General features: G+C 60.3%; 11 protein-coding genes. 6 read left to right on the top strand and 5 right to left on the bottom strand.

Features of this window, described 5'->3' with window-relative positions; genetic code table 11:
- Nucleotides 1–3: 3 nt before the first annotated feature.
- Genes E0L16_RS07130 through E0L16_RS07110 form a run of 5 tightly spaced genes read right to left on the bottom strand, consistent with a single transcriptional unit; the run spans nt 4 to nt 7,228 of the window.
- Complete coding sequence (locus tag E0L16_RS07130; protein ID WP_131636624.1) at nt 4–5,589, bottom strand: trifunctional serine/threonine-protein kinase/ATP-binding protein/sensor histidine kinase; 5,586 nt, start codon at nt 5,587–5,589, stop codon at nt 4–6.
- Between the two features lie 9 nt (nt 5,590–5,598).
- A complete protein-coding gene (locus tag E0L16_RS07125; protein ID WP_107534617.1) occupies nt 5,599–5,979 on the bottom strand; it encodes a response regulator transcription factor in 381 nt (126 codons plus the stop codon).
- Nucleotides 5,980–6,002: 23 nt separating this feature from the next.
- Nucleotides 6,003–6,263 (bottom strand): XapX domain-containing protein, encoded by a 261-nt coding sequence (locus E0L16_RS07120; RefSeq protein WP_063450786.1) that lies wholly within the window; start codon nt 6,261–6,263, stop codon nt 6,003–6,005.
- Entirely contained in the window at nt 6,260–6,481 is a 222-nt protein-coding gene (locus tag E0L16_RS07115) for a DUF1427 family protein (RefSeq protein WP_003863054.1), read from the bottom strand. The genes E0L16_RS07120 and E0L16_RS07115 overlap by 4 nt, the downstream gene beginning before the upstream one ends.
- A gap of 60 nt (nt 6,482–6,541) precedes the next feature.
- Complete coding sequence (locus E0L16_RS07110) at nt 6,542–7,228, bottom strand: hydrolase (protein ID WP_023315321.1); 687 nt, start codon at nt 7,226–7,228, stop codon at nt 6,542–6,544.
- Between the two features lie 220 nt (nt 7,229–7,448).
- Between E0L16_RS07110 and E0L16_RS07105 the strand changes: the two genes are divergently transcribed.
- The 6 genes from E0L16_RS07105 to E0L16_RS07080 all read left to right on the top strand — a co-directional run bounded on the left by E0L16_RS07105 (nt 7,449) and on the right by E0L16_RS07080 (nt 15,691).
- Nucleotides 7,449–9,320, top strand: a complete 1,872-nt coding sequence (locus tag E0L16_RS07105) for an amidohydrolase (RefSeq protein ID WP_131636623.1) — start codon at nt 7,449–7,451, stop codon at nt 9,318–9,320.
- Nucleotides 9,320–9,727, top strand: a complete 408-nt coding sequence (locus tag E0L16_RS07100; protein ID WP_063450788.1) for a DoxX family protein — start codon at nt 9,320–9,322, stop codon at nt 9,725–9,727. Before E0L16_RS07105 ends, E0L16_RS07100 begins: the two co-directional genes overlap by 1 nt.
- Nucleotides 9,724–11,343, top strand: a complete 1,620-nt coding sequence (locus E0L16_RS07095) for an MFS transporter (RefSeq protein WP_131636622.1) — start codon at nt 9,724–9,726, stop codon at nt 11,341–11,343. Before E0L16_RS07100 ends, E0L16_RS07095 begins: the two co-directional genes overlap by 4 nt.
- A 30-nt stretch (nt 11,344–11,373) precedes the next feature.
- The gene (locus E0L16_RS07090; RefSeq protein ID WP_131636621.1) at nt 11,374–12,195 is read left to right on the top strand and encodes an alpha/beta fold hydrolase; all 822 of its coding nucleotides are present in this window, start codon (nt 11,374–11,376) and stop codon (nt 12,193–12,195) included.
- Nucleotides 12,196–12,326: 131 nt separating this feature from the next.
- A complete protein-coding gene (locus tag E0L16_RS07085; RefSeq protein ID WP_045259561.1) occupies nt 12,327–14,390 on the top strand; it encodes an McrB family protein in 2,064 nt (687 codons plus the stop codon).
- Nucleotides 14,387–15,691 (top strand): McrC family protein, encoded by a 1,305-nt coding sequence (locus E0L16_RS07080; RefSeq protein ID WP_131636620.1) that lies wholly within the window; start codon nt 14,387–14,389, stop codon nt 15,689–15,691. Before E0L16_RS07085 ends, E0L16_RS07080 begins: the two co-directional genes overlap by 4 nt.
- Nucleotides 15,692–15,706 lie beyond the last annotated feature (15 nt).

Here is a 15,706-nt window from a genome sequence, read left to right as displayed (position 1 = left end):
CCCTTACGCCTCCGGGCCGGCAAGCGGCAGCGCGAAAGCAAACACCGTGCCGTGCGGCTCCCTGCGGCGCGCGCTCAGTTTTCCCCGGTGCCGCTCAATGATGCTGGCGCTGATGGTCAGCCCCATCCCCATTCCCTGCGCCTTGGTGGAGTAGAACGAGTCGAAGATCCGCTCGGTAAGCTCCGGCTCAATGCCGCTGCCGGTATCGGCAATCTCGAAGATCACCTTTCCTTCAATGCCGTTCGCGGTGGAGATCGTGATGCTGCACGGGCGATCTTTTATCTCCGCCATCGCTTCCACCGCGTTCATCACCAGGTTAAGCAGCACCTGCTGGATCTGCACGCTGTCGCCAATGATAAAACTGTCGTGAGCGTTTAAAAGGTAATCAACGCTAATGTGTCGCAGCTCAAGCTCGCTGCGGGAAAGCATAATAATGTGGTGGATCAGGAAGTGCAGATCGATGCGCGTAAGCGTGGGATCCTGCTTGCGGGTCAGGGACTGAATGCTGCGGATGATCTCCCCCGCCCGCTCGCCCTCGGCGGCGATCTCCTCCAGCCCCTCGCGCACCTTGTCGAGCCGCGCCGGATCGCGGCCAAGCCAGCGCAGGCTCGCCCCGGCGTTCGAGACAATCGACATCAGCGGCTGGTTGATCTCGTGGGCGATCGAGGAGGTCAGCTGCCCGACGGTGGTGGCCCGGGACACCCGCGCCAGATCCGCCTGCGCCACCCGCATCGCATCCTCCGCCGCCCGCTGGCTGGTGATGTCGGTGATGATGCCGTAATACTCGTTCACCTCGCTGCCCACGCCCACCGGATCGCCAATCCCCAGAATGTAGCGCACGGAGCCGTCGGTGCGGATAATGCGAAACTCCGCGCGCATGGACAGCCCGTCGCGCACGCTCTGGTTAACGAGGGCGCCAATCCGGCCATAGTCGTCCTCATGGACGTAGGTCAAAAACTCCGCCATTGACAGCATTTTTTGCTGTTCCGGCAGGCCGAGAATGCGGGCGTACTCTTCGGAGATAAACATCAGATCCTGCACCAGCTCCCAGCGCCAGCTGCCGGTGTGGCTGATCTGCTCGCCCAGCATGAGGGACGTCTGGCTGGCGCGCAGCTCTTTCTCCACGCGCCGACGGTGGATATTTTCCGCCAGCAGCTCGGCGTAAAGCCGCGCCGTCTCCAGCGAAACCGCCGCCTGCGCGCCCAGCAGGCTGACCACGCGCGAGTGCTCGGCGGTAAACACCTCCGGCATCAGGCGGTTTTCCAGATAGAGTACGCCCACCAACCGCGCCTGCTTGAACATCGGCACGCACATCACCGCGGCGCCGGACGTCACCAGATACGGATCCTGGCTGAACGGGTGGAACGCCTCCGGCTTGCCGGTGCGGATCTCCTGCCCGGTGCGGATCACCGCAGCCAGCACCGACAGCGGCATGTCCGTCGCCATCGGTGACTCTTTCACGATGCGCACCCGCACGCCGTCGGTGCTGGTCCAGGCGCTGGCTTCAATTTCCGGTATATGATTATCGCTGACGCGCAGCAGCAGGCCGCGCTGCGCCCCGGCCCGTTCGAGCAGCAGCGTCATCAGGTTTTCGATTAAGCGTTCGAGGTTAATCTCTTCGGACAGGGCGCGCGAGGCTTTGATGACGCTCTGTAAATCGCGGATCACCTCGTCCTGGGCGAACGCCACCGACTCATACGCCCGGCTCTGCCCGGAGGCCAGCAAGTGCGGGAAATCCTGCTCCAGCTGGCGCACCTTGGCCTGCGCCCCGGCGCGGCCCCAGGCGGCAATCGACCCGCGGAAATGGGCGTCGGAGGCGGTCGGGTAGCCGCAGGCCAGCGAGAAACGCCCCGCCAGCTCGTGCGCCAGGGCATTGATCGGGTTAAACCCGCCCTCCCGCGAGAGGCGCACCGCCTTTTCATACTGCTCCAGCGCGATGCTGTTCATGCCGTCCAGACGGACGATTTCGGCGTAAATCAGCGCCTCTTTATCGGCAAACGTGCCCGGATTGATCCGCGCCCAGAGGGCAATTTTGTCGTAGTGGTGATGAATGCTGCGGCGATAATCAGCCGAAAAGGTCTCCGGCGTGAGCTGGCGCGAGAGGGCCAGCGCGCTGTAAAGATGGTAATCCAGCAGATGGATATGGCCCGGCGCGGACCACGCATACCAGCCCGCCATCTCTAAATCCGCCTGCGCGTCGGCATATTCGCCGCAGGTAAAGTGCGCTATCCCGCGATAGAGCCAGTACCAGAACAGCATGGTCGACGTCTGCTCGGGCGCCTGCTCCGGCGGTGCGGGCAGCAGATCGTCAGGCAGCGCCTGGGCGGCGCTCCAGGTGCCCGTCACCGGCGTGCGTAAAAACTCCACGTAGCGGCGCTGAATGTGCAGAACGGTTTCAATGTCCTGGAAATCCGTTTTACGCACGAAGGCCAGACCGCGATCGATGCTGGTCAGCACGCCGTCCAGATGATCGCCCCGGGAGAGGAAGTTAATGATTTGATGACAGGCTGCGAAGCAGGCCATCGTCGTGTCGCCGTGCGTCACCGCTGAGGTAAAACAGGCTTTCGCGCACTCGATAGTGTACGACAGCGGCTGGGTCCAGACGCTGAGCTGGTCGAGCGGCAGCAGGGTTTTGGCTTCATAGGCATCATAGCCGTGGCGGTTTACCAGCTCGCGAGCCAGCGTGCCGTACTCAAACCCGAGACGGTATTCGGCGTAGCGGTGGCCAATCAGCACGCCAAACCAGGCCATCGCCGTGGTGGATGCCCCGGTAATGCCGTGGTCGAGCGTGAGGTGCATCATCCGGCACAGGAGTAGAAAGTGCAGCCGCGGGCAGGTAAAGCTGGCGAACATACTGGCGCTGTAAAGCAGGTTCATTACCGCTTCAGTCTCTGCATTCTTCATCAGCGTCAGCTGAGAAAACGGGTTCTGCGGCGCGTCGGCGATGCGTTCGCAGAACTGCTGCCAGGCCTCGTCACAATCGGCATTTTCCGGGTAGCGGCTGACCTGGATCCCGAACACGCCCAGCCAGCACAACGAGGCCTCCAGCGCCAGGCGGATCTCCGACTGGCGCATATAGACTTCCGCCAGCAGGTTGGCCGCCAGCGCTTTCTCCGTCAGCCCGCCCGGTGAGCCGAGGATCGTATCGCACAGCGCGCGCGTACGCTCCAGGTGCCCGAGCGCAAACTCGCAGCCCGCCTCTTCAATATCCAGCATAAAGTCCGAGACCGGACCCGCATTCCCGAGCGCTCTGGCAGTCTGGATATAGCTCAGGGCGGAGAGGTAATCCCCGGTACGCTTCGCACGCCGCGCGGCCTGGAGGCTCAGCTCACGGAATCTCTGGCGCTGCGGCGCAGGCTGGATGCAGTCCAGCGCGGCGCTGACGTGGTGAACCGCGCGGAACAGCAGCTCATTGCCTGCCGCCTGGCGCGCGGCGTCCGCCAGCAGGCTGGCGGTGGTCAGGTGCAGATGGCTTTTCTCGCCCTCATCCAGCAGGGCAAAGGCGGCTTCCTGCACCCGATCGTGGGTAAAGGCGTACTCTTTTTCCGTCAGCACAATCAGCTGAGCGGTCACAGCCGGGTGAAGTGCGTAGCGGATTTCCGCTGCCGACAGCCCCACCACGCGGCACAGCATCTCCAGCTCGCCCGTGCAGCCGAGGCAGGCGATGCTGCCCAGCAGACGGCGCGTTTCGTCAGGCATCTCCTTGAGCTGTTCCAGCACCAGCGTTACCACGTTTTCGGTGTAGTGCCGGGCGCGGATCGCCTGAAGATCGTAATGCCATTTACCCTGATATTTGTTGTGCACTACCAGCCCGTCATCGACGATGCGGCGGAAAAATTCCTGCACGAACAGCGGGTTGCCGCCGGTTTTTTCATGGATCAGCGTGGCAAGATCGGTGGTGCCGGCGCTGCGGGCATGAAAAATTCCTCCGAGCCAGCGCGCCACGGCCTTCACCGACAGCGGCTGCGGAACGATCGTCGTGGCGTGCTGCGCCGCTTCCGGCAGGCTCGCCAGCGCGGTCTGCAAGCTGGGGTCAGAAAGCGAACTGAGATCGCGGTGCGCCACCACCACCAGCAGCGGAATGGCGCCGCAGGTACGCAGCAGGTGATCGAGCGTTTGCAGGCTGGCGACGTCGATCCACTGCACATCATCCAGCAGCAGCACCAGCGGCGTCCCCTGGGTGGTGAAGGTTTTCACCAGCGCCAGCACCATATGGCTGAAGCGCGCCCGCGCATCGATGGAAAATGTATCCGCTGAGAAACGCGGTTTGTTCTCCAGGAGTAAATTCAGCTCCGGCACCAGGCTGACGGCCAGCTCCTCGTAGCCTTCCAGCGCGCGCGTCAGGCGGATTTTCCACGTCGCCACCTCCCCGGCTGGCAGCCCGAGCAGGTGCAGCGTGAGCGTCCGAAACGCCGAACTCAGCACGCCGTAGGGCAGCGTGGGGGAATATTGATCGACCTTGCCCACCGCCAGCAGCACCATGCGCTGTTGCAGCGATTTCAGCGTGGTGGCGATCACGGAAGATTTGCCGATCCCCGACGGTCCGCCAATCGTAACCAGTTCCGGCGCACCGCTCTGGCTCACCCGCTCAAACGCAGCGATGACGTCGCTGGCCTGCGGATGAGCGGAAAAAAGCGAATCGGCCAGATGGATCGCCGGAGAGCGATCCTGCTGGCCGGGAATAAAGTCGACAATTTCGCCTTCAACCGTCAGCGTCGCCTGGCAGCGCCTGAGGTCGGCAATCAGCCCGTCGACGGTCTGATAGCGGTTCTCCGGATTCTTCTCCAGCAGCTTAAGGATGATGGTCGACAGCATGCCGGGGACGTCCGGGCGCACCCGGCCCGGCGCAAGCGGCTCAGAGGCAATGTGGTAATGCGCCCAGCTGGTCTGGTCATCTGCGCTCAGTTCAAACGGTAATCGCCCGGTCAGAAGTTCATACAGCACGATACCCAGGCTGTAGAGATCGCTCCGGCTGTCGACGGCGCGACGGGTACGGGTGGTGTGTTCCGGTGACATGTAGGCGGGCGTGCCGCCAGACGCGGCAAGCCGGGTCTGGGAGAACGCGTCGGAGGTGCCGCAGGCGAGGCCAAAGCTGCACAGACGGCAGGTGGCGTCATGGTGAACGAAGATCGACCCGGGTTTGATATCGCCGTGGATCAGGTTGTGCAGATGCATCTGGCGCAGGGGACCGCAGATGCGGATTGCCATCTCAATAAAGCGGGCGATCCCGGAAATCGCCTTGCCTGCCCGGCACGCCAGCAGTTCAAAGCAGAACGGCGCGTAGACCAGCGCAAAACGTCCGCGGTACTGGGTAGAAGCGACGGGCCGGATGGCCCAGCCGTCATGAAGCCGATCGCGCAGGGCAAACTCGTTCTTCAGCAGGCGGGTTGCCCGCTCCTCTTCTTCATCGCTGACCGCGGTGGCAATAATAAACGAACCGCCGGACTGGGGATGCCGTGCGTTCATCCAGGAGATGCCGCCCTCCTGCGCCAGCACGGTAAAAATAACATCCTCTTTCAGAACAAAAGCCCGCCCTTCATGGAGACTTCCCCGGGCGGGCCAAAATGCAGGCGACGTATGTTCGTTCATCCGCGATCCTTATTGTCGGCGGGTCAGCTCCCGCTGAATATGATCCAGCAGAATATCGATGTTAATCGGCTTACGCAAAAATGCAGCGGCGCCCAGACTGAGTGCATACCGCTGCATATTTTCATCAGCATGGCCGGAGATAAACAGTATTGGCGGCGGCGGCGCGGCCAGCAACCGCAGCTTCTCAAACAGCTCGATGCCGTTCATGCCGCGCAGCTTGATGTCGGCGATCACCAGCGACGCGCCGGTCAGGGCGAGAGGGTGGCTTAAAAACACCTCTGCCGAATCGAAGGTATCGGTAGCATACCCTTCCGATTGCAGCAGATTACTGAGCCCGCTGCGAACAGAGCGTTCGTCATCGATGATGGCAATGCGCCACGGCAGCGTCATGCTGTCTTTCCTCAAACAAATCGTTACGCGTCGCGGCTTTCCTTCGCGGGCGCGGGGGGCGCAGTACCGCTGATTTTCGGTACGCATTCATGACGAAACCAGGCCAGGGTCAGCGGTTCGCGGCTCACCAGACGACGCCCAATGGGGATCAGCTGTTCACCCACCAGCATGCCGAACAGGCCTAGCAGCGCGACGACCGGCGGCGCCGGAGAATGCACGTCAAGCAGGGCGTAAAGTACCCCAGCCACGACCCCGCACACCAGCGAAATAATCCAGGCCTTCATGATGACGCTCCGGTAGGGTGTTGAACGTGGGGAACCGTCACCTGCACGGCAGCCGGATTATCGCGGGATAAAAGATGACGCATCGCCTGTTCGCCTGCCAGCATGCCCAGCAGGCCAATCAGCGCCAGCGCGGGCGGCGCGGGGGACCGCACCTTCAGCACGGCGTACATCAGGCCAATCAATACGCCTGCCGCGAGGGATATCAACCCTGTACTCATTGAGAACTCCAGAGAAAAAGGCGCGGCGAGCCGGATGAGGGACCAGCCCGCCGACGAGGCTTAGCGTGCCGGGACCGGCGCTAAGGTGCGGTGCTCGCTCTTCTGGCGAGACGGCGCTTTGTGCACCATGGTGTAGGCGTAGTCCACGCCCATGCCGTAGGCGCCGGAGTGCTCGCGCACGATATCCATCACCGCGGTGTAGGTCTCTTTGTGCGCCCAGTCACGCTGCCACTCCAGCATGACCTGCTGCCAGGTCACCGGGATCACGCCCGCCTGGATCATGCGCTGCATCGCGAAGTCGTGGGCCTCTTTGGAGGTGCCACCGGACGCATCTGCCACCATGTAAATTTCGTAGTCGCCTTCCAGCATCGCGCACAGGGCAAAGCTGTTGTTGCACACTTCGGTCCACAGACCGGCGACAACCACTTTCTTCTTGCCGTTGGCCTTCAGCGCGTCACGCACTTTCTGGTCGTCCCAGGAGTTCATGGAGGTACGCTCCAGAATGTCCTGGCCCGGGAACACGTCCAGCAGCTCCGGATAGGTGTTGCCGGAGAAGCTTTCGGTTTCAACGGTGGTGATGATGGTCGGGATGTTGAACACTTTTGCCGCTTTCGCCAGCGCCACGGTGTTGTTTTTCAGCACCTGGCGGTCAATAGACTGCACGCCAAACGCCATCTGCGGCTGGTGGTCGATGAAGATGATCTGACAGTTGGCAGGGGTTAAGACTTCGAGCTTTGAAGTGGTCATAAGATTATCCAGTGAGGTTAAAGGTTAAAATCGTCGCGAAAGGCACGCCGATAAAATCGCATTAATCCTATGACCCACGCCGCCGGGGCGTAATTATCTCTTCGTATAGTTAACCTTAGGTATAGTTATACTTTGGTATACCTATCCTATTGTATAACTGGATCTTTCCCGAAACCGGTTCCCATAATCCTGACCATTCCCCTCTTAGTCTGGAGCTATTATGGTTACCCTCGGTAAAGCCGATCTTATTCTGGTTAACGGCCAGTTTCACACCGTCGATCGCGAGAATCCCCTCGCGGAAGCCGTTGCCGTGCGCGACGGGAAATTTCTGGAAGTGGGTACCGTCGCCGAGGTGATGCAACACCACTGCGACGGCACTAAGGTGGTTGATTTGAAAGGCCACACCGCCATCCCCGGCCTGAACGATTCGCACCTGCACCTTATCCGCGGCGGGCTGAACTACAACCTCGAGCTGCGCTGGGAAGGCGTGCCGTCGCTGGCAGATGCCCTGCGGATGCTGAAAGAGCAGGCCCTGCGCACGCCGTCGCCGCAGTGGGTACGCGTGGTGGGCGGCTGGAGCGAGTTCCAGTTTGCCGAGCGCCGCATGCCGACGCTGGATGAGATTAACGACGCCGCGCCGGATACCCCGATCTTCATTCTGCACCTGTACGACCGCGCCCTGCTCAACCGCGCCGCGCTGAAGGTGGTTGGCTATACCAGGGATACGCCGAACCCGCCGGGCGGCGAGATCCAGCGCGACGCCAACGGCAACCCGACCGGGATGCTGATCGCCCGCCCGAACGCCATGATCCTCTATTCAACCCTCGCCAAAGGGCCGAAGCTGCCGCTGGAGCAGCAGGTCAACTCCACGCGCCAGTTTATGCGCGAGCTGAACCGCCTGGGGCTGACCAGCGCCATCGACGCGGGCGGCGGCTTCCAGAACTACCCGGAAGATTACGAGGTGATTGCCGAGCTGCACGAGAAAAAGCAGATGACTATCCGCATCGCCTATAACCTGTTTACCCAGCGTCCGGGCCACGAGCTGGAAGACTTTGAAAAATGGACCGACATGCTCACGCCGGGCCAGGGCAGCGACTTCTTCCGCCACAACGGCGCGGGCGAGATGCTGGTCTTCTCCGCCGCCGACTTTGAAGATTTCCTCGAGCCGCGCCCGGATCTCGCGCCGGGCATGGAGGACGAGCTGGAGCGCGTAGTGCGCCATCTGGTGGAGCACCGCTGGCCGTTCCGCCTGCACGCCACCTACAACGAATCCATCAGCCGTATGCTGGACGTGTTCGAGAAGGTGAACCGCGACATTCCGTTCAACGGGCTGCACTGGTTCTTCGACCACGCCGAAACCGTATCGCAGGCCAATATCGACCGCATCAAAGAACTGGGCGGCGGCATTGCCGTGCAGCACCGCATGGCCTTCCAGGGCGAGTACTTTGCCGAGCGCTACGGCATTGAAGCCACCCGCCACACGCCGCCGGTGGCCAAAATGCTTGAGACCGGCGTGCCGGTGGGCTTAGGGACGGACGCCACCCGCGTGGCGAGCTACAACCCGTGGACCGCGCTCTACTGGCTCGTCTCCGGTCGTACCGTTGGCGGGATGCAGATGTACGATCACAGCGCCCGTCTGGACCGCGATACCGCCCTGATGCTCTGGACCCAGGGCAGCGCGTGGTTCTCCAGCGAGCAGAATCAGAAGGGGCAGATCAAAGCGGGCCAGCTCGCAGATCTGGCGGTGCTCAGCAAAGACTACTTCCGCGTGCCGGAAGAGGAGATCAAGGGCATTGAGTCCGTCCTCACCGTGGTGAACGGCGATATCGTCTATGCCGCTGGCACCTTTGGCCCGCTCGCGCCGCCGGCCATTCCGGTCCTGCCCGAGTGGTCCCCGGTGGTGAAAGTGCCCGGCCACTACCGCAGCGCGCCGCCGCAGGCCGCACGCGTGGGTATGAGTGTGGCTCACCACTGTAGCGGCCCGTGCGGGGTTCACAGCCACCAGCATGATTTTGCCCGCACGTCAGAGATGCCGGTATCCGACGATAACGCTTTCTGGGGGGCGCTGGGTTGCAGCTGCTTTGCATTCTGATGAAACATTATGACGCTTCGCCCCGGATCGATCCGGGGCTGTTTTTCCTGCGCCTGACCGGCAGCCTGCTGTTGCTTTACGTGCACGGCCTGCCGAAGGTGCTCCACTTTAGCGAAGAGCTGACGCGCATCGAAGATCCGTTTGGCTTCGGACCGTATGCCAGCCTGATCCCGGCGATCGTCGCCGAGGTCATCTGCCCGCTGTTTATCATTGCAGGCGTCTATACCCGCCTGGCCTGCCTGCCGATTATCGCCGTGCTGCTGGTGGCGATGCTGGTAGTCCACCCGGGCTGGTCGATTGCCGAGGGGCAGTTTGGCTGGCTGCTGCTGATTATCTTCACCACTCTCGCCCTCACCGGGCCAGGCCAGTGGCGGTTGCAGCGTAAGGCGACGGAGAGGTTCGCATGACCCAGGTTAACGACGTTCGCGACGCACACGTCGAGACGACGCCCGCACCGGCGGCTTCGCCATGGCAGCCGCTGAGCCAGCCGGTGTTCCGCATGCTGTGGATCGCCACGGTGGTCTCTAACGTCGGCTCATGGATGAGTGACGTCGGCATCAACTGGAGCATGCTGACGCTCAGCGCCGATCCGCTGGATATCGCGCTGGTGCAGGCGGCCAGCAGCCTGCCGATGTTCCTCTTCGCCCTGCCGTCCGGGGTGATGGCGGACATCGTCGACCGGCGTAAATACCTGCTCTTCTCCCAGCTGTGGGTGTTCATCGCCGCCGCCGGGCTGACGGTGCTCTCTTTTACCGGACACGTCACCCCCACCGTTCTGCTGGCGGCAACGTTTCTGCTGAGCGTGGGCGCGGCCATGAGCTCGCCGCCGTTCCAGGCGATTGTGCCTGACCTGGTGAGCAAGCCCGAGCTGGGTTCCGCCGTGGCGCTTAACTCGCTCGGGGTCAACATCAGCCGGGCGATTGGCCCCGCGCTGGGCGGTTTTCTACTGTCGCTGGCCGGGCCGTGGATGGTGTTTGCCCTGAACGCGCTCTCCGTAATGGGCGTGGCGTGGGTGCTGTGGCGCTGGCGTCCGGCGCCGTCCGTGCAGCGCCTGCCGCCGGAGCACTTCTTCTCTGCGGTGCGGTCCGGCATCCGCTACGTGCACGCCGCCCCGGTGCTGCGCAACGTGCTGGTGCGGACCGTGGCCTTCTTCGTTTTCGGCAGCGCGGGCTGGGCGTTACTGCCGCTGGTGGCGCGCCGCGAGCTGGGCTTAGGCCCGGCGGGCTACGGCGTGATGCTGGCGTGTATCGGCCTGGGGGCGATTGCCGGAGCCATCCTGCTGCCGCGCCTGCGCCAGCGGCTGAACGCCGACCGCCTGATGGTGGCCGCCAGCCTGACGTTTGCGATCACCATGCTGGCGCTGGCGTTCGTGCGCCACTTCTGGCTGCTGAACCTGTTTGAGTTCTTTACCGGCTTCGCGTGGATTGCGGTGCTTTCCACCCTCAACCTCGGCGCGCAGCGCAGCGCCGCCCGCTGGGTGAAGGCCCGGGCGCTGGCGGTTTATCTGACGGTGTTCTTCGGCTCGATGACCGCAGGCAGCGCCGTCTGGGGCCAGCTCGCCTCGCAGTTTGGCACCCCGACCTCGCTGGTGGTCGCCACGCTGGGCATGGTGCTGGCGAGCGCAACGGTGTTCCGCTGGAAGCTGGAGAAAGATCCGGATTTAAATCTCGAGCTCAGCGGCCAGCCGCTGGACGGCGTGGAGATTGAACTCCCGAACGAGCGCGGCCCGGTGCTGGTGTCGCACGAGTACATCATCGACCCACAGAACGCGAAAGCGTTTTTGCAGGCCGTGCACGAGCTACGCCGGGTGCGCCGCCGCGCCGGAGCGATGAGCTGGGCGGTGTACGAGGATATCGAACGTCCGGGGCTGTTTATCGAGACTTTCCTGATGGGTTCCTGGATCGAGCATTTGCGCCAGCAGGAACGCCACACCATGAATGACCTCCTGTTGCAAAGCCGCGTTCTGGCTTTTCATCAGGGCACAACATCACCGGCAATTCGCTATCTGGTCGCGCCGGTATAACCATAACAATCACCTGCACAGGAACACACTATGGCACTGTTTAAGGCAAAAGACGGCACGCAGATTTACTACAAAGACTGCGGCGCGGGCAAACCGATCCTCTTCAGCCACGGCTGGCCGCTGGACGGCGATATGTGGGACAGCCAGCTGAACTACCTGGCGGAGCGCGGCTTCCGCGCCATCGCCTTTGACCGTCGCGGGTTTGGCCGCTCCGAACAACCGTGGAACGGCTACGACTACGACACCTTTGCGTCCGACATTAACGACCTGATTACCACCCTGGATCTGCGCGACGTGACGCTGGTGGGCTTCTCCATGGGCGGCGGCGACGTGACGCGCTACATCAACAACTACGGCAGCGAACGCGTGTCCGGGCTTGCGCTGCTGGGCGCGGTAACGCCGATTTTCGGCAAATCCGATAGCTACCCGGAAGGCGTGGATCAGAGCGTGTTCGACGGTATTCGCGACGGACTGCGTAAAGATCGCGCCCAGTTCATCAGCGATTTCGCCACTCCGTTCTACGGCACCAACGCCGGGCAGACCGTTTCCGCAGGTGCCCTGACGCAGACGCTGAACATCGCCCTGCTGGCGTCCCTGAAGGGCACCATCGACTGCGTGACCGCCTTCGCCGAGACCGACTTCCGCCCGGATATGGCGAAAATCGACGTGCCGACGCTGGTGATCCACGGCAGCAACGACCAGATCGTACCGTTTGAAACCACCGGCAAGCTGGCGGCGGAGATGATCAACAACGCCACGCTGAAGGTGTACGACAACGCGCCGCACGGCTTCGCGCTGACCCACCAGGACCAGCTCAACGAAGATCTGCTGGCGTTTGTGAAGTCGCTGTAATTCTGAGGGCTGACGCCAACGGCGACAGCCCCCTTTTCACCTCAACCCACCTGAACAAGCAGTGACACTATTCAGATTAATCCTATAAAATACTGACCTTTACCGCCTTTACCCGACTTCCGGAGTTTATGATGGTTCAGGATCGCACCGCGTTAGCCCCCTTCTTTAATGAGCATATCAATAACAACAGCCGATACAGCCCTAAATGGGGGCCAGCCTATCACCAGATGGTCAAACGCGTAGCGACAGAGCGGCCCGAGTTTCGTGATCAAAGCCTTATCAAGGCACTTTGGTATGAACGCTCCAACGGCGTCGCCAGCATTAAACAGGGTGGAATGTCGCAGAACGAATACAATGCGGCCCAGATTCACCTGCGGGAAATCACAACCCTGATGGCACAGGGCTGCACCCCGGCCGTATATGAAAAGGTGGTCAACAAGCTACAGGCGCTTAAGGCCAAATCCATTCTCAAGAAACAGTACTGGGCGTTGTGTCACCGGGCTTTTGCCACGCTGTACCCTGAGCGGGTTTCGAACGTGGTAAATACCAAAATGTTTTCCCGCATTTATAACTACTGTAATAACCGCTTCGGGCTTGGGCTCGCCGGGAAAGGGACGTGGTTTGAAAAAAACCTGGAGCTGAAGGCGGCTCTGAACCGCGAGCTGGGCGGCCATGTAGACCCTGTCGAACTCAATATGTCGCTGTGGCATCTCTACACGCATTTCATCAAAGATAAGAGCGATATCGGCCTGGTAGGTAGCGAGTCCTGGGCCGAAGACGACGATCAGGATACGGATGAGAGCGTGGCGGATGTTCCACTGAACGTCATTCTCTATGGCCCTCCGGGGACGGGTAAAACCTATTCCACCGTTGAGCATGCCGTTCGCGCCTGTGAACCCGCTGAGTATTCCCGCCTGCTGGATGGCCTTCAGGGCAGTGATTACCGAAACGCACTTAAAGCGCTTTATGACCGGCTGGTCTCCGAACAGCGCATCCGCTTTGTCACTTTCCACCAAAGCTTTGGTTATGAAGAGTTTATTGAAGGGCTACGCGCCGATACCACCCGTGACGGTAACGTTCGCTATGACATTAAATCCGGCGTCTTTAAGCAAATCTGTGAGGATGCGGCGTTTGGTTACGCAGGTGAACAGCTGGCGCTGAACGAGGCGCTATCAAAGTTTCAAAAAGAACTGCTGAATGGCGAAGCCGCCACGCTCAAAACGACATCAGGTAAACCGTTCGGCGTCACCTATAAAAGTGAAACGAATTTCGGCATCTTCCCTTTAAACAGCAAAAAAGGGGATCTGGGGAATGGATACAACGCCTACGTGAAGGACATCAAAGCCTGGTATCAGAACAACGGGATTGATATCCACAACGAGTCGTATGTCCGGGGTATCCTCAACTATCTTCATGATAATTATAATCTTCCCGTCACACCGAAAAAAAATGCACCGGCAAAACGCCAGAACTACGTGCTGATTGTTGACGAGATTAACCGTGGCAATATCTCCAAAATTTTCGGAGAGCTCATCACCTTAATTGAGAAATCCAAGCGCATGGGTGAACCCGAGGCCCTGAGCGTGACGCTACCCTATTCGGGCGAAAAATTCAGCGTGCCAAACAACCTGTTCCTGGTCGGCACCATGAATACCGCGGACCGTTCCCTGACCGCTCTGGACACCGCCCTGCGCCGCCGCTTCGAGTTTAAGGCCATGCTGCCGAAAGCCTCCATTCTGGAAGGCCACGTCATCAAAGGTATCGATCTCAAACGGCTACTGCAGATGCTCAATGAACGCATTGAGGCACTGTACGATAGCGAGCACACGCTCGGGCACGCTTTTTTCATACCGGTAATTGAGACGGAGGACGATGACATTGCTTTCGCCCGTCTGCAGCGGGTGATGAAAAATAAAGTGCTGCCGCTGCTGGAGGAGTACTTTTACAACGACTGGCAGAAAATTCGTCTGGTCCTTGGAGATAACCAGAAGCAGGATCCCGCCCTGTGCTTCATCCGTTCGATCAAAAACGAGGGAAATATTCAGCGGCTGTTTGGAACGGATGCATCGGACGATCTGCAGGAAGAGGGAGAGCGCTATCACCTTGCAGGCGAAGACGATCCTGTCTGGAATAATGCCATCGCCTGGCGTCAGATTTACGATGCAGGTGCGCGAGGCGCGGAGAACGACGAATGACCGGGCGGCGGCAGTGGTCCACCTTTGAATACGGTTATCTGGTCAGTAAAGAGGACAGCGGCCGGGTTAAGGACGCAGTGGAGCTTCCTCCGGCCTGTTTTGCGTGGCTGGAGCAATGCTGCCTGAACGACGATGCGGAATACGACGCGCGCCTGCTGACGCTGAAAACGGTCGGGCGCGTGAAGGTGCTGCAGGTGAAAAACTATGTCGGCGTCATTGCGCTGCCGGGAGGAGCGTTCATCGAGGTGTTGCCAAAGACCGGCCATGATAACGCCCGCGAACAGCTGATGATGATGCTGCGCACGCTGAAAACCTTCCGGCACATCGCCACAACCTCCGCCAGTATCAAAACCTCGCGCATGCCGCTGATGGATATCTTTATTCATCAATTTATCCAGAGCGTCCAGGCGGTCCTGCAGCAGGGTCTTAAGCGTGACTACCTTCGCCAGCAGGAGAATCTACCGTGGATGAAGGGAAAACTGCGGGTTTCAGCACAACTGTCGACAAATAGCGTTCGCCGGGATCGCTTTCAGGTGGAGTATGACGAGTACAGTGTTGACCGACCGGAGAACCGCATTCTCAAAACGGCCATCGATACGGTTTCGCGCCTGACCCGCAACCCTCAGCTCATCCAGCAGCTTCACCCCTTGCAGTCGGCCTTCGAAGGTATTCCTCCCGTTGTTGATACCGCTCACGCGTTCGATCTGGTTCGCCTCGACAGGCATATGCATCACTATGAACAGGCGCTGGAATGGGCCAAATTGATCCTACATGGGGAGTCACCACTTTGTATGCAGGGTCATGCTGATGCCATATCGCTGCTCTTTCCAATGGAAGCGGTATTTGAATCCTTTGTTGCGGCGTGGATGAGGCATCATCATCATCAACGTTACCAAATTGATACCCAAGCAAAAACACACACTCTGGCTCGATATCACACCAGGTATATGTTTAGACTCAAGCCGGATATCTGGCTTCGCCCGTATAACACGTCGAAACATTCTTCAATTATTTGCGATACGAAATGGAAAAAGATTAAGCCTCATAAACCTGGCTTTAACATTTCGCAAAGCGATCTTTACCAGATGCTGGCCTACGGAACGAAATATCTCGATAGCCGCGGCGATATGATCCTGATCTACCCGCAGTATGACGGTTTTAGCGATGCGCTTCCCCATCCCTTCGAACTTCATAAGCCGGACAGCCATGCGCTACGTTTGTGGGTCGTCCCTTTTACCATCGGAACCAGTATTCAGAGCTCGATACTCCACCTCCCCGAGTCCCTGAAGCTGTGGAATTAGAAACAGACGCCTGCA

Origin of the sequence: Enterobacter quasihormaechei, from assembly GCF_004331385.1 — a bacterium.
Lineage (GTDB): Bacteria > Pseudomonadota > Gammaproteobacteria > Enterobacterales > Enterobacteriaceae > Enterobacter > Enterobacter quasihormaechei.
Note: the sequence above shows the minus strand (reverse complement) of the source record. Positions and strands in the feature narration are given on the sequence as shown.

What these genes read in the sequence shown, in the direction of transcription:
- E0L16_RS07130 (WP_131636624.1), bottom strand. Translation starts at nt 5,589, where the DNA reads ATGAACGAACATACGTCGCCTGCATTTTGGCCCGCCCGGGGAAGTCTC.
- E0L16_RS07125 (WP_107534617.1), bottom strand. Translation starts at nt 5,979, where the DNA reads ATGACGCTGCCGTGGCGCATTGCCATCATCGATGACGAACGCTCTGTT.
- E0L16_RS07120 (WP_063450786.1), bottom strand. Translation starts at nt 6,263, where the DNA reads ATGAAGGCCTGGATTATTTCGCTGGTGTGCGGGGTCGTGGCTGGGGTA.
- E0L16_RS07115 (WP_003863054.1), bottom strand. Translation starts at nt 6,481, where the DNA reads ATGAGTACAGGGTTGATATCCCTCGCGGCAGGCGTATTGATTGGCCTG.
- E0L16_RS07110 (WP_023315321.1), bottom strand. Translation starts at nt 7,228, where the DNA reads ATGACCACTTCAAAGCTCGAAGTCTTAACCCCTGCCAACTGTCAGATC.
- E0L16_RS07105 (WP_131636623.1), top strand. Translation starts at nt 7,449, where the DNA reads ATGGTTACCCTCGGTAAAGCCGATCTTATTCTGGTTAACGGCCAGTTT.
- E0L16_RS07100 (WP_063450788.1), top strand. Translation starts at nt 9,320, where the DNA reads ATGAAACATTATGACGCTTCGCCCCGGATCGATCCGGGGCTGTTTTTC.
- E0L16_RS07095 (WP_131636622.1), top strand. Translation starts at nt 9,724, where the DNA reads ATGACCCAGGTTAACGACGTTCGCGACGCACACGTCGAGACGACGCCC.
- E0L16_RS07090 (WP_131636621.1), top strand. Translation starts at nt 11,374, where the DNA reads ATGGCACTGTTTAAGGCAAAAGACGGCACGCAGATTTACTACAAAGAC.
- E0L16_RS07085 (WP_045259561.1), top strand. Translation starts at nt 12,327, where the DNA reads ATGGTTCAGGATCGCACCGCGTTAGCCCCCTTCTTTAATGAGCATATC.
- E0L16_RS07080 (WP_131636620.1), top strand. Translation starts at nt 14,387, where the DNA reads ATGACCGGGCGGCGGCAGTGGTCCACCTTTGAATACGGTTATCTGGTC.